At 35.4% G+C, this 24,315-nt stretch carries 18 protein-coding genes, 3 pseudogenes and 3 other annotated features; of the genes and pseudogenes, 18 read left to right on the top strand and 3 right to left on the bottom strand.

What is annotated here, in order from left to right; translation table 11 throughout:
- The first annotated feature begins 78 nt into the window (after positions 1 to 78).
- The 3 genes from ACUXEY_RS22315 to ACUXEY_RS22305 all read left to right on the top strand — a co-directional run bounded on the left by ACUXEY_RS22315 (position 79) and on the right by ACUXEY_RS22305 (position 4,077).
- The gene (locus tag ACUXEY_RS22315; RefSeq protein ID WP_461301627.1) at positions 79 to 1,683 is read left to right on the top strand and encodes an ATP-dependent acyl-CoA ligase; all 1,605 of its coding nucleotides are present in this window, start codon (positions 79 to 81) and stop codon (positions 1,681 to 1,683) included.
- Positions 1,684 to 1,727: 44 nt separating this feature from the next.
- A complete protein-coding gene (locus tag ACUXEY_RS22310) occupies positions 1,728 to 2,519 on the top strand; it encodes an enoyl-CoA hydratase (protein WP_461301626.1) in 792 nt (263 codons plus the stop codon).
- A gap of 121 nt (positions 2,520 to 2,640) precedes the next feature.
- Positions 2,641 to 4,077 carry a GntP family permease gene (locus tag ACUXEY_RS22305; protein ID WP_461301625.1) on the top strand — a complete coding sequence of 479 codons (1,437 nt, stop codon included), beginning with the start codon at positions 2,641 to 2,643 and terminating at the stop codon, positions 4,075 to 4,077.
- A gap of 142 nt (positions 4,078 to 4,219) precedes the next feature.
- Here the strand turns inward: ACUXEY_RS22305 and ACUXEY_RS22300 are convergent.
- Positions 4,220 to 4,699: pseudogene (locus tag ACUXEY_RS22300) on the bottom strand (GNAT family N-acetyltransferase); the annotation flags it as partial.
- 186 nt (positions 4,700 to 4,885) lie between these two features.
- Between ACUXEY_RS22300 and ACUXEY_RS22295 the strand changes: the two are divergent.
- From ACUXEY_RS22295 to ACUXEY_RS22280, 4 genes and pseudogenes are all read left to right on the top strand, one after another.
- Positions 4,886 to 5,377, top strand: coding sequence for a nitroreductase (locus ACUXEY_RS22295; protein ID WP_461301624.1), 492 nt, complete (start codon positions 4,886 to 4,888; stop codon positions 5,375 to 5,377).
- A gap of 141 nt (positions 5,378 to 5,518) precedes the next feature.
- Entirely contained in the window at positions 5,519 to 6,280 is a 762-nt protein-coding gene (locus ACUXEY_RS22290; RefSeq protein WP_461301623.1) for a glycosyltransferase family 2 protein, read from the top strand.
- Between the two features lie 243 nt (positions 6,281 to 6,523).
- A complete protein-coding gene (entB, locus tag ACUXEY_RS22285; protein ID WP_461301622.1) occupies positions 6,524 to 8,062 on the top strand; it encodes a cell wall-binding protein EntB in 1,539 nt (512 codons plus the stop codon).
- Between the two features lie 229 nt (positions 8,063 to 8,291).
- Positions 8,292 to 8,971, top strand: a pseudogene (locus ACUXEY_RS22280) (hypothetical protein).
- Positions 8,972 to 8,989: 18 nt separating this feature from the next.
- Here ACUXEY_RS22280 and ACUXEY_RS22275 read toward each other — a convergent pair.
- A complete protein-coding gene (locus tag ACUXEY_RS22275) occupies positions 8,990 to 9,514 on the bottom strand; it encodes a kinase (protein ID WP_461301621.1) in 525 nt (174 codons plus the stop codon).
- 101 nt (positions 9,515 to 9,615) lie between these two features.
- Here ACUXEY_RS22275 and ACUXEY_RS22270 point away from each other — a divergent pair, with 101 nt between their 5' ends.
- The 3 genes and pseudogenes from ACUXEY_RS22270 (at position 9,616) to ACUXEY_RS22260 (ending at position 11,014) form a co-directional block, all read left to right on the top strand.
- Positions 9,616 to 9,921 carry a YfzA family protein gene (locus ACUXEY_RS22270; RefSeq protein ID WP_429603378.1) on the top strand — a complete coding sequence of 102 codons (306 nt, stop codon included), beginning with the start codon at positions 9,616 to 9,618 and terminating at the stop codon, positions 9,919 to 9,921.
- 13 nt (positions 9,922 to 9,934) lie between these two features.
- Positions 9,935 to 10,468, top strand: a pseudogene (locus tag ACUXEY_RS22265) (GNAT family N-acetyltransferase); the annotation flags it as partial.
- Positions 10,469 to 10,483: 15 nt separating this feature from the next.
- The gene (locus ACUXEY_RS22260; RefSeq protein ID WP_461301636.1) at positions 10,484 to 11,014 is read left to right on the top strand and encodes a cysteine hydrolase family protein; all 531 of its coding nucleotides are present in this window, start codon (positions 10,484 to 10,486) and stop codon (positions 11,012 to 11,014) included.
- A gap of 136 nt (positions 11,015 to 11,150) precedes the next feature.
- Here ACUXEY_RS22260 and ACUXEY_RS22255 read toward each other — a convergent pair whose 3' ends face one another.
- The gene (locus ACUXEY_RS22255) at positions 11,151 to 11,588 is read right to left on the bottom strand and encodes a YndM family protein (RefSeq protein WP_327959528.1); all 438 of its coding nucleotides are present in this window, start codon (positions 11,586 to 11,588) and stop codon (positions 11,151 to 11,153) included.
- 181 nt (positions 11,589 to 11,769) lie between these two features.
- On the opposite strand from ACUXEY_RS22255, the gene ACUXEY_RS22250 reads away from it, so the two are divergent.
- From ACUXEY_RS22250 to ACUXEY_RS22215, 8 genes are all read left to right on the top strand, one after another.
- Positions 11,770 to 15,252, top strand: a complete 3,483-nt coding sequence (locus ACUXEY_RS22250; RefSeq protein ID WP_429603377.1) for a DUF4020 domain-containing protein — start codon at positions 11,770 to 11,772, stop codon at positions 15,250 to 15,252.
- A gap of 107 nt (positions 15,253 to 15,359) precedes the next feature.
- Positions 15,360 to 15,596 (top strand) — a binding site (T-box leader).
- A gap of 54 nt (positions 15,597 to 15,650) precedes the next feature.
- Positions 15,651 to 15,886: a binding site (T-box leader), on the top strand.
- 194 nt (positions 15,887 to 16,080) lie between these two features.
- On the top strand, positions 16,081 to 17,157 hold the full coding sequence (locus tag ACUXEY_RS22245; protein WP_429603376.1) for a bifunctional 3-deoxy-7-phosphoheptulonate synthase/chorismate mutase: 1,077 nt from the start codon (positions 16,081 to 16,083) through the stop codon (positions 17,155 to 17,157).
- A 9-nt stretch (positions 17,158 to 17,166) separates the two neighbouring features.
- Positions 17,167 to 17,386: a binding site (T-box leader), on the top strand.
- A gap of 53 nt (positions 17,387 to 17,439) precedes the next feature.
- The gene (gene aroC / locus ACUXEY_RS22240) at positions 17,440 to 18,612 is read left to right on the top strand and encodes a chorismate synthase (protein ID WP_429603375.1); all 1,173 of its coding nucleotides are present in this window, start codon (positions 17,440 to 17,442) and stop codon (positions 18,610 to 18,612) included.
- 18 nt (positions 18,613 to 18,630) lie between these two features.
- Positions 18,631 to 19,731, top strand: a complete 1,101-nt coding sequence (hisC, locus tag ACUXEY_RS22235; protein WP_461301620.1) for a histidinol-phosphate transaminase — start codon at positions 18,631 to 18,633, stop codon at positions 19,729 to 19,731.
- Positions 19,724 to 20,824: a prephenate dehydrogenase gene (gene tyrA, locus ACUXEY_RS22230; RefSeq protein WP_429603373.1), complete on the top strand. Its 1,101-nt coding sequence runs from the start codon at positions 19,724 to 19,726 to the stop codon at positions 20,822 to 20,824. Before hisC ends, tyrA begins: the two co-directional genes overlap by 8 nt.
- A gap of 16 nt (positions 20,825 to 20,840) precedes the next feature.
- Positions 20,841 to 22,130, top strand: a complete 1,290-nt coding sequence (aroA, locus tag ACUXEY_RS22225) for a 3-phosphoshikimate 1-carboxyvinyltransferase (protein ID WP_429603371.1) — start codon at positions 20,841 to 20,843, stop codon at positions 22,128 to 22,130.
- Between the two features lie 136 nt (positions 22,131 to 22,266).
- Positions 22,267 to 23,427 carry a GNAT family N-acetyltransferase gene (locus ACUXEY_RS22220; protein ID WP_461301619.1) on the top strand — a complete coding sequence of 387 codons (1,161 nt, stop codon included), beginning with the start codon at positions 22,267 to 22,269 and terminating at the stop codon, positions 23,425 to 23,427.
- 231 nt (positions 23,428 to 23,658) lie between these two features.
- The gene (locus tag ACUXEY_RS22215; RefSeq protein ID WP_061666510.1) at positions 23,659 to 24,225 is read left to right on the top strand and encodes a TetR/AcrR family transcriptional regulator; all 567 of its coding nucleotides are present in this window, start codon (positions 23,659 to 23,661) and stop codon (positions 24,223 to 24,225) included.
- Positions 24,226 to 24,315 lie beyond the last annotated feature (90 nt).

Genomic DNA, 24,315 nt, shown 5'->3' with positions numbered 1-24,315 from the left:
ATAGGGAATGAGTCGATTTTTGGCATGTTTCTTGCTATATAAATAAAAAGGATTTTAGCAGGAAGGGGATGGAATTCAATGCTGGAAAATCAAAGTTTACCGCATTTTATTATGCAAAGTATCGAAAAAACACCAAGTAAAGTGTATTTACAATTTGAAGAACAAAGGATTACATATGAAGAGCTTTATAATCGAATTGCAAGAGCCATAGCGGGATTTTGTGAGCTTGGTATTCAAAAAGGAGACAAGGTTTGTATTATGCTTCATAACACTCCTGAATATTTGGATGTATGGTTTGCTTTATCTTTTATGGGAGCAATTGCGGTGCCTCTGAATGTGCATTTAAAAGGAGAAGGTTTACAGTATATTGTATCTCACTCTGATTGTAAGTTAATTATCGTTGATAAGGAATTTGTTCTTCAAATTGCCTCTTGTTTGTCATGTATACATAGGGACATTCAAATTGTTTCTTACGGAAAAAATGAAAGCGTGGTCATTGCAGGTGATGGTAAAGATAAATCAGTAATTGAATTGAAAGATGTACTAAATACAAATAATCATCACTTTCCAACTACATTTGTTTCCTCCACTTCTATTAACAGTATCCTTTATACCTCAGGAACAACTGGCTTACCTAAAGGGGTCATGTTAAGTCATTCTGCATATGTAAATTCTGCGCAGTCATTTGCCAATTATATGGTTGGTGCAAGTTTAACAGATGTCTTATTTACAGCGCTTCCGTTATTTCATATAAACGCTCAGGCCCATACAGTACTTGGATCTATTTCTTCCAATGCGACGATTGCTCTTGGTAAGCGTTTTAGTGCTTCTAGATTTTGGGATGAAATTCGAAGTCATGGCGCAACCATTTTTAATTCTTTAGGATCTATGATTCCTATTCTCTGCAAGCAGCCAGTAAAGGAAGACGATAATGACAATTTAGTAAGGGTGACGGCTTGCGCCGCTACGCCTAAGGAGTTTTGGAAGCCATTTGAGGAACGGTTTGGCGTCCGGATTGTGGAAGGTTACGGATTAACTGAAACGACGGGTTTTTGTGTAACGAATCCATTGCATGCCAATAAGCCACCTTCTATAGGAAAACCATATTCTTACGTAGAGACGAAAATTGTCAATGAAGATGGAAATGAAGCACGGACTGGTGAAATTGGAGAGATTTTTATTCGTTCCTTACAGGGGCAAGCGTTCATGGAAGGCTATTTTAAAATGCTTGATAAAACAGAAGAGGCGATGATGGAGGGATGGTTCCATACAGGAGATCGTGGTTATCTAGATGAAGAAGGTTACTTATATTTTTGCGATCGAATCAAACAATGTATCAGGAGGCGTGGTGAAAATATCTCCTCTTGGGAAATCGAAAAAGTTGTAAATAATCATCCAAAAGTAATGGAATCGGCGGCCATCGGTGTCCCATCAGAAGTGGGAGAAGAGGATGTTAAATTATATGTGATTATAAAGAAAGGAGAGACGATGTCCCATGAAGAGATTATAGATTGGTGTCAAGAACGCATGGCTTACTTCATGGTACCTCGTTATGTTCAGTTCAGTGAAACTTTTCCAAAAACCGCAACGGAACGGATTCAAAAGTTCAAGCTGAAGGAGGAAGGAATCAGTGGCGCTTGGGATCGCGAACAGGTCGGTTATGTAATTAAAAGAACAATTTAATGTGCTAATTTTACCTTATTACATATTGGAAAGAAGGGATTAGATTGGAAAATAAGCGGGTTGTTTCATGGTCCAAAGAAGATGGGATCGCAACGATTATCATTGATAATCCTCCTGTGAATGTACTGAGCGTTGCTGTGATAGAGCAACTGACGGTAGTGGTCGGTGAAATAGAACAGGATGATGAAGTAATTGCTGTACTTCTAACTGGAGCTGGAGAAAAGGCCTTCGTTGCAGGAGGAGACATTAAGTCGTTTCCGGAATGGATTGGGAAAGGGAGTGGATATGCAGAGGAAAAATCATTGTGGCTTCAGAATCCGTTAAATAAAATAGAAAGATTGCCGAAGCCTGTAATTGCTACTATTAACGGATTAGCGCTTGGGGGCGGGTGTGAATTAGCTTTATCATGTGATTTACGGATTATAGAAGAACACGCCCAAATCGGGCTTCCAGAAGTGAAGTTAGGTTTGTTTCCAGGTGCAGGAGGAACGCAACGTTTACCACGGTTAATTGGAACTGCAAGTGCGAAAGAAATGATGTTTACTGGTGAACCACTCACTGCCGAAGTAGCTTGGCGAGTTGGGTTGGTGAATCATGTTGTTCCGCGTGGCGAATCGCTGAATAAGGCGAAGGAACTAGCTGTGAAAATGGCTCGGTTTTCTCTTCCTGCTTTATCCTTGATGAAGCAATCTATCAATAAGGGATTATCTGCTTCTCTTGAGGAGGGATTAAAAATAGAAGCTGAGAATTTCGGACATGTGTTTCAAACAAGTGATGTAAGAGAGGGAGTGGAGGCCTTTATAGAAAAGAGGGCACCAATTTTTCATCATAAATAAAAAGCTATAACTATAATATGCAAAAAAGTAATTCCTGCCTTTGGCAGGAATTACTAAAATATATACAAACAGAAAAGGATACAAAGTTAAAAAATCCATATAATTGAGGGGGATTGGGGTTATGGATTTATTGATTGTATTGTTATCGCTTGGCTTACTTATTTTTGTGGCTTACCGAGGATTTTCAGTCATTTTATTCGCTCCGTTATGTGCGTTGCTCGCTGTATTTTTAACAGAACCGGCGAATGTTTTACCATTCTTTTCTAATGTTTTTATGGCGAAGATGGTCGGATTTATAAAATTATATTTCCCTGTATTTTTGCTTGGAGCGATATTCGGTAAAGTGGTAGAAATCACTGGAATAGCAGAAAAAATCGCGAAAATTATTATCCGTTTTATAGGCGTGAAAAGAGCAATTCTTTCCATCGTATTAATGGGAGCCATTCTTACATATAGTGGTGTCAGTTTATTTGTCGCAGTATTTGCGATTTATCCATTTGCGGCGCAATTATTTCGTGAGGCGGATATTCCGAAACGTCTCATTCCTGCAACAATTGCATTCAGTGCATTTACGTTTTCGATGGATTCACTTCCTGGATCGCCTCAAATCCAAAATGTTATTCCAACTACGTTCTTTAAAACAGATATTTATGCCGCTCCTACATTAGGGATTATAGGAGCACTGTTTATTTTTATATGTGGTATGTTATATTTGGAAAGATGCAGTAAGAAGGCTGCTGCTAAGGGAGAAGGGTATTTCGGAAAAGGCGGTGCTACTTCTGAGATGGCTGCTACAACTAGCGCGCAATTGGTACAAAACCCGATTGCTTCCAGCGATGTAATTCCAGTTAGTTACTGGATAGCATTTCTTCCGCTTGTACTGGTTGGAGTGATGAATAAAGTCTTTACAGAATTCATTCCTGTTTGGTATACAAAGGGATTTGATTTTGCATCCATAGGTTTGAAGGAGTACGGAACAATAGATATGGGACAAGTCGTGGGGATTTGGTCAGTGGAAATGGCACTTCTTATTGGAATATTGTCAGCTATATTATTAAACTTCCAAGCGGTAAAAGAGCATTTTCAATCTATTACAAGTGTGGGTGTAAGTGGTTCAATCTTAGCATCTATGAACACTGCAGCTGAATATGGATTTGGTGCCGTAATAGCAGCTTTACCTGGATTTGTCATGATTCAAAACTATTTAACGGGGACTTTCTCAAATCCTTTAATTAGTGGAGCGGTCATGACAAATATATTATGCGGACTGACAGGATCAGGATCAGGTGGAATGAGTATTACACTAGGTTTAATGGCAGAAAAATATATTGAAGCGGCAGCGAACTTTGATATTCCGTTAGATGTGCTACATCGTGTAATTGCAATGGCGGCAGGAGGTATGGATACTTTACCTCATAACGGAGCGGTTATAACTTTACTTGCAGTTACCGGATTAACGCACCGGGAAGCTTATAAAGAGATTTTTGGTATTACGATAATTAAGACATTAGCTGTATTCTTCGTAGTTGGAGTGTATATGATGTTTTCTATTGTATAGTAGGAAGATTGATTGTCTGCTATAAATAACGTAGACTTCAATTTGAAATTATGAATAATGGTAAATAGAAAAAGCCACCATTTCATGAGATGATGGCTAAGAGGAAGAGGAGATACTACTAGTAGTATCTCCTCTTATTTAGTTAAATATATGTACATAATATCTCCCCAGGCAACCCATCAATCTCACAAACTTTCTCGCATGTAAAACCTATATGTATTAAAATTTTGCGAGAGAGGATATTACTTGGATTGATAATTGCTTTTAGTACGTTTATATCGGTCTACTTCTCTATATTGATGAGTTCCTTTGCAATACTGCTACCATATCTTCTTCCCCAGTGCTCTGGCAAAATCATATAACCAATTTCAGCTTCTTTTACATTATCCTCGTTTACCGTAACATGTCCAAGAGCAATATACTCATTTGTAATAGAATCATATACTTTATAAGAACCGAATAGTTGATGGTTTTCATTGCGCTTTAACAGCCTTGTAAAGTCATTTTTCGCTTCATCTAATGGAATAGCATGTTCGGTAATTTGCGCCGTTACTTCTTTATTTGATACGAGTTGGAAATATAAATTAAAATCTATTTCTTTAAATTTAGTAAAATATAGCTTTTACATAATATTCTTCCAAACTAATTTTTATTGTTCTTCAGAAAAGATAAATGATAAGTAAATCATAATTTCAATTATAAAATGATTGATAAAGTGAATTGATAATTTTTGATTGATGCGGTACATACAATAAGTAATTAAGTACGTGTACTATGGAGCGAATACAGAAAAGGGTGAATGGTGCTTATGAGTTCATTTGAGCAAATGATGTACGTTGGTGTCATTATGTCTATTGTATTATCCGTAATGATTTTAGGATCTTTATATTATAATCCTCGTCTTTCGTTAACTGAGTATCCGAAAGATATTCAAAAGGTAGTTTTTCCAAAATCGATTCATGAAAAAAAGCAAACGATTTATTTTAACATTGCATATAATGCTATTCTTTTCGGTACTCCTTTCGTTTCTACATATATATTACATAAACATGAAAAATTATTATATATTGATGCCTATTTACATACTTTTGGTATTTTAATGATTTTTAATGTAGTAGATTTATTTATACTGGATTGGCTCATCTGTTGCTGGATTACCCCAAGATTTGTTGTTATTCCTAGTACAGAAGGCATGAAAGGATACAAAGACTATAAGTTTCATTTAAGAGGGGCTATAGTCGGCACAAAATTTTTAGCGATCGTAAGTTTGTTTTTGGCAGGAATCGCGATAACTATGTAGTATAAAACTATTGTTTAATTTTGTTTTAATAGAAGAATTCTAAGTGACTTTTAGCATATTTTTAGTTTTTATAATACAGACTCATAAATATTAATATATGTTATATAGAGTGAAAATTCATTTTATAAAAAGGGGTGTGTCATGAAAGGAATGACTGAATCTTCAGGAAACGATTTAAGGAAAGATATAAAGTTTTCTATTATAATCCCTGCGCATAATGAAGAAAAGTACATTGGAAAATGTTTAGATTCAATTTCAAAGGCAGCGGAAGTATATAAAGATCAAACTGAAGTGATAGTGGTTTTAAATCGTTGTACAGATAAAACAGAAGAAATAGCAAAGGGGTATAACTGTATTACATTAAAAAATGACGATAAAAATTTATCAAAAATCCGAAATGCAGGAGCCGCGATAGCTACTGGAGAAATAATCATTACTATAGATGCTGATACGCAAATGACAGAGTCTTTTTTGTCTAACGTAGACAAATATTTAGTTTCAGGTAAATATATTGGCGGCGGGGTAACTGGTAAGTTTGAAAGAATATCTTTAGGAATATTTGTTTCCGCATTGTTAATAATAATCCCATTATTTTTTAAGTACGGCGCTATATCTGTCGGGATTTTTTGGTGCTATAGAAAAGACTTTATGGCGATTAATGGATTTAATGAAAATATGCTTATGGCAGAAGATGCAGATTTTGCAAAACGGTTAAAAGAATGGGGAAAACAACAAAATAAGAAGTTCGGTACAATAAAAAATGGAATGATAACTTCGTGCAGAAGATTTGATACATATGGAGATTGGACTTTAGTTAAAAATCCAAAAATAATCTTAGCGTATTTAAAAGGAAATGATAAAAAATATGCAGATAAAACATATTATGATAATCAAGAAAGATAACTGTAGAAATTCTTAAACAAATAGCCTTTCGCTCACCTCATTTTATATATGATGAGGTGATTTTTTATGTATAGAACGCAAATCTATAAATTTGATATTCTTGAAGAAAAAGGATGTTTTGAACAACAATATATTAAGTAGTATTAATATATTGTTACAAAAGTTTTGATATTCTGTGAAAATACCTGATTTTATGGAAGCATTTGATATAATAGAAGTCAAAAAAACGTAATGGAGGCTACTATGAAAAAAATAATTGGCGCAGCTACAGCAACAGTTTTTGGGATGGGGACATTTACCACAGTTGCTACTGCAGAAACAATCGTAACAGCAGATGTACTCAACGTACGTGAAAAACCGACTACGGAATCAAAAGTTGTCAAAAAAGTAAAAGAAGGAGAAAAGTTAAAGGTTATACATACGGAAGAAGGATGGTCCAAAATTGATTTAAATGGTAAAGAAGTCTTTGTAAGTGCGGAGTTTACAAAAGATGTGTATTATGTAACAGCGAATTTGTTAAATGTCCGTTCTGATGCAAGTACAGAATCAGAAATACTTGGCAGACTAAAAACAGATGATGTAATTGAATCAACGCATCAAGTAAAAGATGGTTGGTTACAATTTGAGTATAAAGGAAAAACAGCTTATGTAAATGTTTCTTTCCTATCAAGTACAGCACCAGTTGAAAAAAAAGCGAAAGAGAAAACGAAGCAAGAAGCGAAAGTACAAAAAACGGTTAAAGCTAAGGATGAAGTTAAAGCACAAAAGATAGCAAAGCATAAGGAAGAAGCGAAAGTACAAGAAGTAACAAAGCCTAAGGAAGAAACGAAAGTACAAGAAGTAGTTAAACCTAAGGAAGAAACGAAAGTACAAGAAGTAGTTAAACCTAAGGAAGAAACGAAAGTACAAGAAGTAACAAAGCCTAAGGAAGAAGCGAAAGTACAAGAAGTAGTTAAACCTAAGGAAGAAACGAAAGTACAAGAAGTAGTTAAGCCTAAGGAAGAAGTGAAAGTACAAGAAGTAGTTAAGCCAAAAGAAGAAGTGAAAGTACAAGAAGTAGTTAAGCCTAAGGAAGAAGTGAAAGTACAAGAAGTAGTTAAGCCAAAAGAAGAAGTGAAAGCCCAAGAAGAAGCAAAAGCTAAAGAAGAAGAGAAAGCAAGAGAAATAGCAAAAGCTAAAGAAGAAGAGAAAGCAAGAGAAGTAGCAAAGGCTAAAGAAGAAGAGAAAGCAAGAGAAATAGCAAAAGCTAAGGAAGAGGCCAAAGCAAGAGAAATAGCAAAGGCTAAAGAAGAAGAGAAAGCAAGAGAAATAGCAAAAGCTAAGGAAGAGGCCAAAGCAAGAGAAATAGCAAAGGCTAAAGAAGAAGAGAAAGCAAGAGAAATAGCAAAGGCTAAGGAAGAAGAGAAAGCAAGAGAAATAGCGAAGGCTAAGGAAGAAGCAAAAGTAAAAGAAGAGTCTAAAAATAACATACAGTCTGCTAAACGTGAATTAACGGTAATAGCGACAGCATATACAGCGGATCCAAGTGAGAATGGTACTTATGGTGGACGCGTTTTAACTGCGATGGGGCATGATTTAACGGCTAATCCGAATATGAGGATTATCGCAGTTGATCCGAAAGTAATCCCATTAGGATCTAAAGTCTGGGTAGAAGGTTATGGAGAAGCTATCGCTGGTGATACGGGAAGTGCTATTAAAGGAAATCGTATTGATGTTTTAATGGGTTCAAAAAGTAAAGCTATGAATTGGGGAAGACAAACTGTTAAAGTTAAAATTCTTTAATAAATATAGTTATCTAGATGGAAGTCAGTTCTCTTTATTGAGGCTGACTTTTATTTTTGAGTAAATATAATTGATACTAGGAAAGAAAAAGTAAATATATTATATATCAAATCATTTACTATGTACTTTCACTCGTAATAGTGTAATTAAGTTTAAAGTATAGGTGTATTCTAGTGTTAGTTTTATTTATAATGAATTGGATTAGATCTATTTAAAGCGAGGATAGAATATGACAACAGAATTATATGGCGCACATTGCAATGGGTTGAAAGGGTATAGAGTAATTGAGGGGAAAGATTCCTATAATCATTATTTTGGTGGTGAAGATTGCAATTTGCCAGTATGTAAGTTATGTAGTGAGAAGATGCATCAAATTCTCTGTTTTGATTTAAAAGATGATAGACTTACTGAACTTAAAAGTAATGAACTAAATATTTTACCATTCGTTTCATGTTTGAACTGCGCGATGGTGTGGGAACCGCAATATTTTCAGTTAAGTGATGGAGTGGAGGTAAAACAATTCAAATCATACAGCAGCAAAATACAGAAGAATGGATAATGGAAGAGGAATATAAGTTACCAGTTTCATTACCAAAAACAACGGTAAAGCTTATAAATATGAAAAATGATGACATACCTATAGATGAAGGTAGTTACTGGGAAGCTTTTGATTTGTTCGGTTCTGAATATGTATGTAGATTATTAGGGGCACCATTATATGATGATCTTCCAGAGAATTTGGCGTGTCCAACTTGTTCTAAAGAGATGAAGTATGTTGCTACAATTACACAAGATGTCGAGGAACGCGGACTGATTTCAGTAGTTGATTTCCAGTTTGGGGAAATGAATATATACTATTATTTATGTAAAGATTGTTCAATTATAAAAACTGAAATACAAAGTACATAACAAGACTAACATATTATGTTAGTCTTGTTTTTTGATTGCAACATCATTAAGAATTGCATCAAATATATCTTTTTGCGTAAAGTTATCTGTAAAAATAGTTTCTCTGGCAACCTTAATGGTATCGTGCGGATTATACCATTTTTTTAGGGAATCTTCACCAAATTCATGCCTTTTTTCCCTTGTATTATGTCGTCGAATCGTTTCGTTTAACGATAAATCAAAGTAATATGTATAGGCGTTTCCTTCAAAAAAATGTATTAATTCTTTCAACATTTTACCGTATCTTCGACTGTTTAAAATACCTTCTAAAATAACAAACTCACATTTTCCTTTTCCATACTTTGTAATTTCACATAGTAAATCATGTGATAAATTACCCATCATATCGTGTACTCTAAGCATATCTCTACGTACAACATCCTGTGATACTAAAAGTGTACCATGTCCGAAATGTTCTTGTAGTTGCTTTGCGATTGTTGTTTTACCACTTGCAGAGTTTCCTCTAAGAATGATTAATGTTGATTTATGTATAGGATTAGACATAATGAATTCTCCCCATTACGAATGATTATATAGAAAATTTTAACAAATAAACTGTGAAAAGTGTATAATTAATAGGATGGAAATAAAAAGGTGGGAGCTAGATGGAACATGAATTAAATAAAGCGCAGCCGATTTGGAAACGGACATGGTTTCGCTATCTAGGGGCATTTATAATTGTTCAATTACTATTTATTACTTGTGAGATTACAGGATGGGCACCAAATTTTAAGCCAAGTGGAGAGTTTTTAAATAGAATTTTACAGTCTGAATTTTTCACGGAATGGTTCACTCCATATGAAATTCCTCATTTTAATTTGTTTACTGCATTTTTTGCGATTACATTGTTACCATACGCATTAATAGGTGCAATGAAAGATTTCACAACAAGGAAAAATATAAATAATTAAAAAGAGGTATTCTATGTTATTTCAAAAAGATAATGTATCGGTACGGTACGGAAAAGAAGAGGATGCACAGATCATTTCAAAATGGTTAACAGACCAAGAAGTCTTGCAGTATTACGAAGGGCGAGATAATCCGCAGTCTGTAGAAATGGTACTGGATCATTTTATACATAATCCAAATAGTCATGAAAAAAGATGTGTAATAGAGTTTGATAATATGCCGATTGGTTACATTCAAATGTATCCAGTTGATTCTGAGTGGAAAGCATTATATGGCTATAAAGAATCTCAAAATGTATGGGGAATGGATCAATTTATCGGTGAGCCGACATATTGGGAAAAAGGAATTGGAACGAAACTCGTTCAGGCAGCAATTACATATATTATGGAGAACACGGGAGCAGAAGCAATCGCAATGGACCCGAAAGTAAATAATGAACGCGCGTTAAAATGTTATGAAAAATGCGGATTTAAAAAGGTGAAGATTTTAAAAGAACATGAGCTACATGAGGGGAAATTAGAGGATTGTTGGATGATGGAGTACAAACAAAGGGGGCTGCGCGAAATGAAAAAAGCTTTAATAGTAATTGATGTGCAAGCAGGTATGTATACAGCAGGAATGCCAGTACATAACGGGGAAAAGTTTTTAGAAATATTGCAAGAACTAATTAGGGAATGTCGTTCAAATGATATTCCAGTTATTTATGTACAACATAACGGGCCGAAAGATCATCCGTTAGAAAAAGGTACCGAGGGATGGAAAGTACATGAGGCGATTGCTCCGCAAGAAGGGGACACCATCGTTGAAAAAACGACGCCAGATTCATTCCATAAGACTAACTTAAACGAAGTATTACAAGAAAAAGGAATTGAACACGTTATTATTTCAGGAATGCAAACAGAGTACTGTGTGGATACGACAACGCGAAGAGCGTTTAGTGAAGGGTATAAAGTAACGTTAGTAAGTGATGCACATAGTACGTTTGACACAGAAGTGTTACGTGCTGAAGACATTGTGAAGCATCATAATGTAGTGTTTGGAGCGTTTGCTCATGTTGTTATGTTAAAAAATTTGAAAGTGGCTGCCTCTAAATAAGAGGCAGTTTTTTAGTATAAGAAATAGTGTCGGTAGATCAATATTTTGAAATAATCGTTCATATAATTTCACGTATCATAATGAAAGGATAAAAAGGAGCCCCGTATAATTAAAAAAGGGCTCCAGCATCAAAATGTTACTTCTTCTTATCTTTATCTAATATATTCTGTTCTTCAGCAAATTCCGTACCATATGCAAAGCGGCGATTAATATGAATGTTATCATTGTTGTGCCTTGTGTGTGAGTGAGAGAAGCGATGAACGATTACTTCAGATAATGTAAAGACAATGGCAGAAAGGATGCTACCCCATGCAATTTGCATGTAATTGTCTAATAAAATATTACCGAAAATCCATACGCTTAAATACGTTAGTAAGAAATCCGACATAATGGCACCAGTATTGCCTATTCGGTTTAATATGATTTTATCAACGAACATATAGGATACGATTGTAACAAAAAGACTGAATGAAATAATTTGGACGAACGTTGCAGGGAAAAATAAAGCGAGTCCAATACTAAATGCGATAACGCACGATATAAACTTGATAAGTACTACAGTAAAACCATTCAATATTTACACCTCCGATTTATACATAGTTTTACAATAAACTCAGGAGTTCATACATTATTACAGATTTATTTACATAAAACTTTTTCATGTTTGAATTGTAGTCTAAATATTATAAAAATAACGAAAAAATGTTATAGTAAAATGAGAGTATATGATATTTTTAGGTAAGGGGGAATCCTAGGTGTGGATTACTTCAGAAGTAGAAATTCCAGATGAGTTAATCGATCATCTTGAACAAGGAAAGTTAGTACTATTTGTTGGAGCGGGAGTTTCTATGAAAGGGAAATCAAACTTACCGAATTTTGATGATCTAGTTGACGAAATTGCGAAAACCTTATATGTAGAAACACGTGAAATAACTGAACCTCATGATTATTATCTTGGTAAAATTGCGAAAACAAAAGATGTGCATCAAGTTGCGAGAGATTTAGTCCATACTGAAAAGTCAAAGCCGAATCCGCTTCATTATGCGATTCCGAGGTTGTTTCCTTTAGATACAGAAGTCCGCATTGTAACGACAAATTTTGATCGACATTTTACAACTGCGATGAAAGAAATGAATAGAGAATTAAACGTATATTATGCACCTGCATTACCTACAGGTAGAGCGTTTAAAGGACTTGCTTACATACATGGAAATATAGAACAAGAGAAAGAAGCGTTAATTTTAACAGATGGTGATTTTGGAAGGGCTTACTTGACGGAAGGGTGGGCAAGAAGATTTTTAGTTGATTTATTCTCGAATTACACCGTTTTATTCGTTGGATATAGCCATAATGACCCAGTAATGAAATATTTAGCGACTGGTTTACCACCAAGTACAAGGCGTTATGCTTTTGTTGCGCAAGGGGAAAATACGTACCACTGGGAGCATTTAGGAATACGGCCGATTGTATATCCGAATAAAGGTAATAATCATCAATCTCTCGTTAAAGCAGTGAAGCGATGGGCAGAATTAATGGGGGATAATTATATTACAAAACGAATGCGCATTCGTGACATAGTAACAGTTCCACCTTCAGTAGAGCAGGAACAATTATCATACATAAAACAATCAATAAAAAAAATTGAAACAGTTCGCTACTTTGTTGAATTTGCTCATGATTATGAATGGGTGGAATGGCTTGAAGCAGAAGGAAAATTACAAAACTTGTTTTTAGTTACATCAATCTATAATGAGGTAGATGAACTACTTGCAGAATGGTTAGTGGAACAATTTCTTTTTAGTCATCAAAAAGAATTATTTCAATTAATTTTTAAAAATCATTCTAAACTATCTCCGTTATTATGGAGAACAATTTGTAGTTACTTAAACGAGACGAAAATTGAGATGGACCCATTGTTGTTTGCGAGATGGACACTTCTTTTACTAGAAACAGCTGAAAAAGATAGTAAATCAATTGAAACAATTTCTTATTTACTGCAAAAATGTTCTTTTCCTGAGCATAAAGAGATTGCTTTATTGTTACTAACGTTTATTTTGGACGGAAAACTTAAATTGAAGCGGGAGAGGAAATGGGGAAATGATACGCAAGAATCAATAGAGCTTGAGGAATCAAGTCGCTTACCAGTATCGACATTTTCGTATGTGGAGCAAATTTGGAATGAGAAGATGAAACCGCATATTGCCTATTACGCCGTACCAATTATGATGATGGGTATAGAAAAGATGCGAATGTTATCACTAAGGCAAACGGCATTGAAAAAAAGAGATAAGGAAAATGTAGAAAAAGAGTTTCAGCAAAATGATCTTGCGTTTTTAATTCAAATTGTAAAAGAGTGTTTAGCTTATTTATGTGAAAACAATGAGAAAAAAGCAAATTATTATATTACAGAAATGATAGAAGCAAACAGCATACTTCAAAACCGAATTGCAATTGATGCGATGAATAAAAATATATTCGTTAGCGCCGATGACAAAATGAAATGGTTGTTACAAGAAGGACTTCTTTTAGATGTCACGTATAAACAGGAAGTTTTTCAGCTTATAAAAAATCATTTTGCACTCTCTTTAGAAAAAACAAAGGAAGAAGTCATTCAAATAGTACTTAAGGATCTTGCAGAGGAGAGGGCATTTGATGTTTGTTTCGTGTTAGATTTATTATTCACTTGTGATTCGAATAGTCCCTCTACAGCAAAAGGTTATGAGGTAATGAAGCAAAAGCATCCTCACTTTCATTCTGATCGATACAGTGTACAAAAGAAAGAAACCACAGAACAAAGTATTACTTGTAATGTAACTGCTGATGGATTATTACAGCTGGAAGACGATGAAATTATGAAGCAAGTTCGTCAATTTTCTCAAGACGGTGTTTTTGAACAACGTCATTTTTTAGAGATGTTATCGAAAGCATGTAAATTGAATACAGAATGGAGTATTTCATTTGCTTATCAATTAGTGAGCATGCACGAAATAAGTAATGAAGTGTGGTTTGTTTGTATTAGAGAGTGGCGAAATAACCGAGGACTGACAAATGAACAAATCCAAAAAGTTATTCCGCTATTGCAGAAATTTGTTAGAAATACTGCTTTTCATTGGTTAATTAGCAGCTTTCTATATGAAATTAGTAACCGATTAGAAGAATTAGACGAAAATAGCATACGCAACGTGAAACGGTTTGCTTTTTCGGTATTCCCTCAAGTAATGAAAAGTGATACAGATTTTAAACTTGGAAAACAAGATTTTTACAATGAATCCATCCAGCACCCTGTTGGAAAAATGACAGCAGTGTTATTAAAACTGTTATCATATGATCATTTATACGATCGAAATGTATATGAATATTTATTTTTATTTGAAGAACAAGTAAGAGTTAGTTCAGAGCGGACAAATTACATGTTAGCTCGTTTAGTAGCAGATATAACATTTCTTTATCATATTGAGAAACAATGGTGCCGAAAATATTTGTTACCGTACTTAGATTTAAAGAAGGAAAATGAGATTACGAAATATGCATGGGCAGGTTTATGTTACACGCAAATCAATTTACCTTTATTTACAGAGATGAAGCGATTTATTAAGTATGCGGTAGAACATTTGGAAGTATTACATCCGCATACGAGGGAAGCTTTTTTGAAATGGCTCAGTTTTGTATTTATTAAATGTGTACTGTATTGGGAGCAAAAAACAGAGTGGTTATACCCGTTGCTTATACAAGAAAACGAAGAAAATAAAATTAAATTTATGCAGTTTTTATGCTATTACGTCAAAACGTTAAGTGTAAAAGAACAACAAAAATTTTGGGCAGCTTGGTTTAGTATATTTTTGCGAGAGCGACCGAAAATGGGTGAAATCACAGCTAGAGAATATGTAATGCTTTTACGTATTATTTTATTTATGGATGAAATAGTAGAAAGAGGTTTATCGATAATATGTAAAACATTTTCGGGCGTGGGTGGCAAAGGGAATCAAACGGAGTTAAAACAGTTATTTAATGAAATGCTTGAAAAGACAGAAAGTATAAAAATGTATAAAGAATTGTATGCAAATGTATTTTTCACTTTACTACAAACGCTTCAGGAAGCCGATTTACTTGAAACGGAAATCATTCAAATAAAAGAAGTATTATCTCGGTATGGAGTAGAAAAAAATGTACTAAATACAATAGATAATGAGATAATTCGCATCGGAATTGTTATGGAGAATTTACAAGAAGAAATGTAGGGCGGAAGTGGAATTTTAAAAAATATATAAAAAGTTGTTGACAGTGTTTTGAAAAGCGTTCTATAATACGAATCATACTTATTCAATTTCAAAAACATTTGAATAAACAAAGTGCAATGAAGAGATCACAGTAGTGGTTAGTCTTACTGTAACAGAGAGCTGGTGGTTGGTGTGAACCAGTACAGGGATAATCATGAATTACAGTCTTGGAGCATCTTTTTCGTAGTAAAGATAATTTCGTCTTTATGAAGAAAAAGCGGTCAATTGATCGTTAACAGTGAAGAGAGGTAGACGGAAAGTTAGTCTACAACTAGGGTGGTACCGCGATAAATATCGTCCCTACTGATTTATTCAGTAGGGACTTTTTGTATTTTAGTGGTCCAACTTGAAAATTTAATATTCATGCGTTGAAAGGAAAAGCAGTAGTTGTTGTTTCCCTGTAACAGAGAGCTGGTGGTTGGTGCGAACCAGTACAAAAACAAGAGCGAATTACAGTCCTAGAGCATCTTTTTCGTAGTGAAGATAGTATTGTCTTTATGAAGGGAAAGACGGTCAGATGATCGTTAACAATGAAGAGAGGTAGACGAAAGAAGTCTACAACTAGGGTGGTACCGCGATAAATATCGTCCCTACTGATTGGATCAGTAGGGATTTTTTGTACAAAAAAGTGGGTTTTTATCTAGTAGATAGTGTCCTTATCATAAGTATTCGTTTAAAATAAGAAGAGGTATCGATTCCACTTAAAATTTGTATAATTTATCAGTTCAGAAAATAGAGAATCTTTCATTCTCTTACTATACTTTTAAAACATTAGAGGAGGATTTCCAAATGGCAAATCATGAATTAGATCAATTACGTAAACAGGTAGATGAAATTAACTTACAACTATTACACTTATTAAATAAACGCGGTGAAATCGTTCAAAAAATTGGGGAGCAAAAGCAAGTACAAGGTACGAAACGTTTTGATCCAGTACGTGAGCGTGAAGTACTTGATATGATCGCAGAGCATAACGAAGGACCATTCGAAACGTCAACAGTTCAACATATTTTCAAAACAATCTTCAAAGCTAGCTTAGAGTTGCAAGAAGATGATAACCGTAAAGCGTTATTAGTATCACGTAAAAAGAAACAAGAAAACACAATCGTTGATGTAAAAGGTGAATTGATTGGTAACGGAACACAAACATTCATCATGGGACCTTGTGCGGTAGAAAGCTTAGAACAAGTTCGCCAAGTAGGGCAAGCGATGAAAGACCAAGGCTTAAAATTAATGCGCGGTGGTGCTTTCAAACCGAGAACATCTCCATACGATTTCCAAGGTTTAGGAGTAGAAGGATTACAAATTTTACGCCAAGTAGCAGATGAGTTCGACTTAGCGATTATTAGTGAAATTTTAAATCCGAATGATGTTGAAATGGCGCTAGACTACGTTGATGTCATTCAAGTTGGTGCACGTAACATGCAAAACTTTGATTTATTACGAGCTGTAGGTAAAGTTAACAAGCCAGTATTATTAAAACGTGGATTGGCAGCAACGATTGATGAGTTCATTAACGCAGCTGAATACATCATTGCACAAGGTAACGACCAAATTATTCTATGTGAGCGCGGTATCCGCACATACGAAAGAGCAACACGTAACACATTAGATATTTCAGCAGTACCGATTTTAAAGAAAGAAACACATTTACCAGTTATCGTTGACGTAACGCATTCAACTGGACGTAGAGATTTATTATTACCAACAGCGAAAGCAGCACTTGCAATTGGCGCAGATGCAGTAATGGCTGAAGTACATCCAGATCCAGCAGTTGCATTATCAGATTCTGCACAACAAATGGATATTCCAGAATTCCATAGATTCATGGAAGAGTTAAAAGGATTCAAAAATAAATTATCTTAATTCCATATCATATATGCGCTGAAGAGGAAACAGTAGTGCTTACCTCACTGTTAAAGAGAGCTGATGGTCGGTGTGAATCAGTACAAAGGTAAGCATGAATTACAGCCTTGGAGCATCTTTTCCGCCAAATATTGTAGGGAAAGACGGTCAATTGATCGTTAAAGAAGAAGAGAGGTAGACGAAAGAAGTCTACAACTAGGGTGGTACCGCGATAAACATCGTCCCTACTGAGCGCTCAGTAGGGACTTTTTTGTACAAAAAAATAGTAAAGGGGTAAGAGAAATGAGATACATTACAGCTGGAGAATCACATGGACCGCAGTTAACAGTTATTTTAGAAGGTGTACCAGCAGGTTTAACATTAACAGCGGAACATATTAATAAAGAATTATTAAGAAGACAAAAAGGGCACGGACGCGGAAGACGTATGCAAATTGAAACTGATACAGTTGAAATTGTAAGTGGTGTTCGTCATGGGATGACACTTGGCTCACCGATAACATTAATCGTAAAAAATGATGATTTCAAACATTGGACGAAAGTAATGGGTGCAGAGCCAATTTCAGAAAAAGAAAGTAAAGAAATGAAGCGTACAATTACAAAACCACGTCCAGGACATGCGGATTTAAACGGAGCAATTAAATACGGACATCGTGATATAAGAAACGTACTAGAGCGCTCATCTGCAAGAGAAACGACAGTTCGTGTAGCTGCTGGTGCAGTAGCGAAGCAAATCTTAAAAGAATTAGGCGTAGAAATTGCAGGACATGTACTTGAAATTGGTGGAGTTAAAGCAACACATATTTCAAACTTATCAATGGAAGAAATTCAAACAATTACTGAAAACTCACCAGTTCGATGTTTAGATAAAGAAGTAGAACAAGAAATGATGGATGCGATAGATAACGCTAAAAGTAGCGGAGATTCAATCGGCGGTATTGTTGAAGTCATTGCAGAAGGTATGCCAATTGGCGTTGGTAGTTACGTTCATTACGATCGTAAATTAGATGCAAAACTTGCTGGTGCAATTATGAGCATTAATGCATTTAAAGGTGCTGAAATTGGCGTTGGTTTTGATGCAGCAAGACAGCCGGGAAGTAAAGTGCACGATGAAATTTTATGGGATGAAGAACAAGGATACACGAGAAAAACGAATAATGCCGGTGGTTTAGAAGGCGGTATGACAACAGGCATGCCAATTGTCGTAAGAGGTGTTATGAAACCAATACCTACATTATACAAACCGTTAGCGAGTGTTGATATTGATACGAAAGAAGCATTCCAAGCAAGTATTGAAAGATCTGATAGCTGTGCAGTACCAGCAGCAGGAGTAGTAGCTGAGTCTGTCGTAGCATGGGAACTTGCACATGCACTAGTCGAACAATTCGGAAAAGATCGTATGGAGTTAATTCAGCAAAACATTACGCAACATAATAAATACGCAAAAGAATTTTAATAAAAAGGTGGTTTTAACATGCAAGTAAAAGATCAACTCTCATCATTACAACCATATACACCAGGTAAATCACCTGATCAAATGAAAGAAGTATACGGAGATCATTCATTTGTGAAATTAGCATCGAATGAAAATCCATTCGGTTGTTCCACACGTGTTTTAGATGAGTTGCAAACATCGTGGTTGGAACATGCTTTATATCCTGACGGAGGTGCTACAACGCTCCGTCAAACAATTGCAAATAAGTTACATGTACAAATGGAACAAGTACTTTGCGGTAGTGGATTAGATGAAGTTATTCAAATGATAAGCCGTGCAGTACTAAAGGCAGGAGATAACATCGTGACGGCTGGTGCAACATTCCCGCAGTACCGTCATCATGCAATTATTGAAGGTTGTGAAGTGAAAGAAATACCCTTAAATAACGGTGTATACGATTTAGACGAAATTTCATTAGCGGTAAATAATAATACGAAAATCGTATGGATTTGTAATCCAAACAACCCGACAGGCGCATATGTGAATGAGCAGAAATTGACTCAATTTATTGAAGGTATTAGTGAAAATACGTTAATTGTCATTGATGAAGCGTACTATGAATACGTAACAGCAAAAGATTTCCCAGAGACATTACCGCTTTTAGAAAAACATAAAAACATTCTTGTACTTAGAACGTTTTCTAAAGCGTACGGATTAGCTTCTTTCCGCGTTGGATATGCGATTGGACAGGAAGAGCTAATTGAGAAATTAAATGTCGTACGTTTGCCATTTAACGTATCTTCATTAGCGCAAAAAGCAGCGACGATTGCTTTTGGTGACGATGAGTTTATTGAGGAAATAGTTCGTGTAAATACAGAGGGATTACAACAATATGAAAGCTTTTGTAAGGAAAATGAAATTCCATTTTATCCATCACAAACAAATTTCATCTTCTTGCCAGTTGAGAATGCAGGAGAGATTTATGAAGCTTGTGCACATGCAGGATTTATTATTCGTCCGTTCCCGAATGGTGTCCGTATTACAGTCGGAACAAGGGAGCAAAATGAAGGAGTGATTTCAGTGTTAAAACAACACTTTGAAAATAAAAAAAGAAAGTCTCGAGATGAGACAAATGCGTAAAAAGGTAGTTTTAATTGGAACTGGTTTAATCGGAGGCTCTCTCGCATTAGCGATTAAGAAAGAGCACGATGTAACGATAACAGGTTATGATATATTTCAAGAACAAGTAGAGCGTGCAAAAGAATTACACGTAGTAGATGAAGTAGCATTAGATTTACAGCGTGCATGTGAAGAAGCGCATTTAATTGTTTTTGCTTCTCCAGTTGAAGAAACGAAGAAGTTATTACACAAATTAGCGTCATTTCGTTTACGAGAAGATGTTATTGTAACCGATGTTGGTAGTACGAAAGGGACGATTATGGATGAAGCGGAAGCTTTATTTTCAAAGGAAGTTTCTTTCATTGGTGGACATCCGATGGCAGGTTCTCATAAAACGGGAGTTGAAAGTGCAAAAGCGCATTTATTTGAAAATGCATTTTACATTTTAACGCCGATGAATCATGTGCCAAATGAACATGTAGAAGAACTTAAGCGTTGGTTAAATGGAACGGGATCTCATTTTCTCGTTTTAAATACGGAAGAACATGATTATGTAACAGGGATCGTTAGTCATTTTCCGCATCTTATCGCAGCTGGGTTAGTAAAGCAAGTGGAGAAACATGCAGGAGATAATCCGCTCATTCATCAACTAGCTGCCGGAGGATTTAAAGACATTACACGTATCGCATCTAGTAGCCCAAAAATGTGGAGTGATATTGTTAAACAAAATCGTGAGCATTTAATGGTATTATTAAAAGAGTGGATCTCTGAAATGGAAGATTTATATGATACAGTTTCGACCGGAGATGCAGGCGAGATTCAAAACTATTTTGCAGACGCGAAAGCATACCGTGACTCTTTACCAGTACGAAAGAGAGGGGCAATTCCTGCCTATCACGACTTATACGTCGATGTTTTAGATAAAGTAGGGGCATTGGCTCACATTACTAGTATTTTGGCGCGCGAAGAAATTAGTATTACGAACTTGCAAATATTAGAAGCGCGTGAAGGATTGCTTGGGGTATTACGTATTAGCTTCCAAAGAGAAGAAGATCGTATGAAAGCAAAGCTAGCGCTTGGAGAAGAAAAATACCAAACTTATGAAACAATTTAAATGAGAAGGTGAAAACGTGAAGGAAAGAACGATACAACCTGTTAATAACGGATTAAATGGTAACATTACAATTCCAGGAGATAAATCCATTTCACACCGCGCTGTCATGTTCGGCGCGATTGCAGAAGGAAAAACAACAATTAAAGGTTTCTTGCCCGGTGCAGATTGTTTAAGTACGATTTCTTGTTTTAAAGAAATGGGAGTAGACATCGTGCAAAACGGTGATGAAGTCACTGTAGTTGGCAAAGGATTAGAAGGTTTACAAGAACCCAAAGCTGTATTAGATGTTGGTAATTCTGGTACAACTATACGTTTAATGTCAGGGATTTTGGCAAATACACCATTTTTCTCTTGCGTACAAGGTGATGCATCTATCGCAAAAAGACCGATGAAACGTGTTACAAATCCATTAAAACAAATGGGTGCAAACATTGATGGGCGGGAAGAAGGAACGTTTACACCGCTAACAATACGTGGCGGAGATTTAAAAGCAATTGAATACACTTCGCCTGTAGCAAGCGCACAAGTAAAGTCAGCTATTTTACTTGCAGGACTTCGCGCAGAAGGTGTAACAGCTGTTACAGAACCACATATTTCCCGTGATCATACGGAAAGAATGCTTGAAGCATTTGGCGTTACAGTAACGCGCGAAGGAAAAACAGTGAAACTTGCAGGTGGACAAAAGCTAACAGCAACAGATGTTCAAGTGCCAGGTGACGTATCATCAGCTGCATTTTTCCTAGTAGCCGGTGCAATCATTCCAAATAGTAAACTAGTATTACAAAATGTAGGGATGAATCCAACTCGTACAGGTATTATTGATGTTTTAGAGAAAATGGGTGCTACGTTCACTGTAGAACCAATTAACGAAGGATCATCAGAACCAGCTGCAAACATTACGATTGAAACATCTTCATTAAAAGGAATTGAAATTGGCGGAGATATTATCCCAAGATTAATTGATGAAATTCCTGTTATTGCATTAGCGGCAACGCAAGCAGAAGGAATTACAGTAATTAAAGATGCGCATGAATTAAAAGTGAAAGAAACGAACCGTATTGATACAGTCGTAGCAGAATTAACCAAGCTAGGAGCTCGCATAGAAGCAACTGACGATGGAATGATTATTTACGGGAAATCAGCTCTAAAAGGCAATACAGTAAATAGTTACGGTGATCACCGCATTGGAATGATGCTTGCAATCGCTGGATGTATCGCGGAAGGAAAAACAACAATTGAAGATGCAGAAGCAGTAGGCGTATCATACCCTACCTTCTTCGAAGAACTTCAAAAGTTAGCTAAATAAAGTGATGAGAAGCAGATACGAGATGTATCTGCTTTTTTATATTGGATGTTTGTCATTAAGCCAGTATAATTTCATTCACCGAACTGTAATATTTAGAATTGTGGTACAATTCAAATAAGGAATGGAGGAGAAATAGATGAACGTTATACGATTAAAAGAAGATAAATTTAAAGAAGCATTACGCTTATCAGAATACGCTTTTCAATACAAAGTTGATGAGGAACGATTACAGCAACAACTTATAAAGATGAAAGAAAGTCATGAAATATACGGTATTATGGAAGGGGAAGATTTAGCAGCAAAACTTCATCTCATTCCGTTTCATATATACATAGGCAAAGAAAAATTTAAAATGGGAGGCGTTGCAGGGGTAGCGACGTATCCAGAGTATAGAAGAAGCGGGTATGTAAAAGAATTACTTCAACACTCACTTCAAACGATGAAAAAAGACGGATATACAGTATCAATGCTACATCCATTTGCTGTTGCATTTTACCGTAAATACGGCTGGGAACTTTGTGCAGATCTCCTTATATGTCATATGACAAAGAGTGATTTAGTAATGAAAAAACACGTGAATGGTACGGTAAAACGTTTCAATAAAGAAAATCATCCAGAAGAGGTCGAGAAGCTTTATGAAACATTTGCAGCACGTTTTTCCGGTATGCTAGTTCGCGATAAAAAATGGTGGTTACAGGCTGTTTATGATGACTTAACATTAGCGGTATATTACGATGAAAATAAAACGGCAGCTGGCTACATGTTATATAAAATTGAAAACAACAAAATGACAGTAGAAGAATTTGTTCCACTGCATAATGAAGCGCGAAATGGTCTGTGGAACATTATTTGTCAACATGATTCTATGATTAAAGAACTTGAAATGACAGTAAGTGAAAACGAACCGTTATTATATACACTACAAGAGCCGCGAGTGAAGGCAGAAATAAAGCCGTATTTTATGGGAAGAATTGTAGATGTGGAGCAGTTTTTAAAACAATATGAATTAAACTGGAACGATGTACAGCAAGAAGTGATTTTACATATTACAGATTCGTTTGCACAGTGGAATAACGTATCAGTGAGACTTGCGAATCATGAAATAACAATTATGAAAGAGGAAACAATAGATAAAGGAATAAAGCTAGATATAAATGCACTATCTACAATAATGTTTGGCTATAAACGTCCGTTACAGCTGAATGAATTAGAAATCATTAGCGGAAGCGAAGCGGAAATACAAGCGTTTGAGAAAATAGTTCCGGTAAGAGAAGCATTTATTTATGATTTCTTTTAAGTTTTCAATAGGAAATCGGGCTGCCCAAAATCAAATTTTGGGACAGCTTTCTCTTTAGTTGACGATTTTTGCCGATAAGTCGATATGTTTTGAAAATCGCTGATATAATTCTTTTCACAAACAAGGGATTAAAAACGCAATTATACGTAGTCACGCACTTGACTTTTAATCCATGTAATTTATAATTAAAAACGGAATGAATTTTCATTCCTGGAAATAGAGGTGGAAAAAATGGCTAAAAACAAACAAGAGGATATTTTTGATGCTGCGATGCAACTTTTCGCAGAGCGTGGTTACGATGGTACGACAATTCCAATGATCGCTGAAAAGGCAAAAGTCGGTGCGGGTACTATTTATCGCTATTTTGAAAATAAAGAGGCACTTGTTAACTCATTATTTTCAAAAAGTATGTTAGAGCTTTCTGAAATGATAAAAACGGATTTTCCTGTTGAAGCAAATATTCGTGAACAGTTTAGTCATACGTACAACCGTTTATTTGAATTTGCGAGAAACAATGTAGATGCTTTTTTATTTACAAATTCTCACTGTGATAGTTATTTTCTTGATGAACAGAGTAAGAAAATATTTGATGATTTTATAGGATTCTTTATGAATATTATTGAAGATGGAATCGCAAAAGGTTTTCTTCGTCCATTGCCTCCAGTTGCTTTAATTATTATCGTATATCAACCGCTAGAAAAATTAACGAAAGTAATTGCAACAGGGCAATTAGAATACTCGAAAGAGTTAGTAAAAGAATTGGAAGAAAGCTCTTGGAACGCTATTAGAATCATTTGATTCTATAGCTTTATAAGGACAGGAATGAATATTCATTCCTAAATAGATTTAAAAAATGAGAGTAGGAAAGGATATTTGTGTAACTAAAGG

This window comes from Bacillus sp. F9_6S_D1_P_5, from assembly GCF_054823925.1.
The sequence above is the reverse complement of the archived record's forward strand: the minus strand, read 5'-3'. Positions and strand labels throughout refer to the sequence as shown.